Annotated in this window: 2 protein-coding genes; both read right to left on the bottom strand. The window is 60.5% G+C overall.

Annotated features, from left to right (window positions below; all coding sequences use genetic code 11):
• Window positions 1-149: 149 nt before the first annotated feature.
• On the bottom strand, window positions 150-512 hold the full coding sequence (locus FW784_RS14085; protein ID WP_149353945.1) for a hypothetical protein: 363 nt from the start codon (window positions 510-512) through the stop codon (window positions 150-152).
• A 62-nt stretch (window positions 513-574) separates the two neighbouring features.
• Window positions 575-910, bottom strand: a 336-nt coding sequence (locus FW784_RS14585) for a hypothetical protein (RefSeq protein WP_205123634.1), incomplete at its 5' end; no start/stop codon positions are given.

Consider the following 910-nt stretch of genomic DNA (forward strand, 5'->3'; position numbering starts at 1 on the left):
CTGCATCTCTCCACATGGGGCCTAACACCTGAGTTAAGCCGCGCCGCGAAGCGGCGTCGGCTTGGACGAATTGTTAGCGCCCGACCGAGAAACCTTGGGCGCAATTCGGACGGCGGGGAGGATGCCATAACCACGCGCGGGAGAAGTGTTCATCGGCGACGCATGAAGGCGTCACGCGCATCGATCTTCCGCTGGTCGGCCTTTCGAAGCCGCGAGAAATCCCATGCACACCACAGGAAAGCTAACGGCATCAGCAACGCTATATAAAGTAAAGCTGCAGTGTCGGTTCCCCGCAGCGATCCCCAACTGACGAAATATAGGAACACCGGCGATATAAAAAAGGAGCCGAGCAAGCATGAGGAGAAAACCTGGTAGCGCCAGAACGCTCTTGCCAAAAAAGACGAGTGGTCGATCGTTTCGGTCGAGGTCTTACAAGCGGCAATGTAGAGGCGGCTGCCAGTTCCCAACATGCCAGTTACCAAGATGTAGGCCGCAAGAAAGTTAAATAGCAAGGTGGCACCTCAAGTTTCGATCACGCGGCTGGCGAGTCACATATCGGGCGCTAACACCTGAGTTAAGCCGCGCCGCGAAGCGGCGTCGGCTTGGACGAATTGTTAGGCCCCACCTGCCGGAACCACCGGTTGCTCGGCGGCGCGTACAAAAGCGCGAGACCGCATGCCTTTGCGGCGAACCAGGCAAGCGCCAGGGAGCCAAACGACAGGACGTGCGGCGCATTCTCGAGCAGGGCCAGCAGCGCAATAACCGCACCGAGAAAGCGCGCCCAGTCCCGGCCGACTGCGGCAAGCCCGAGCAGCCCGAGCAGGAAGACGTAGACAGCCGCCGTGACAACAACCGGGAGTAGCGGCGCTACTCGGGGCGCGCTGGCCGCGATCAGCGGCGCAACCTGCGC

The organism is Cognatilysobacter lacus (genome assembly GCF_008274655.1).
GTDB lineage: Bacteria > Pseudomonadota > Gammaproteobacteria > Xanthomonadales > Xanthomonadaceae > Cognatilysobacter > Cognatilysobacter lacus.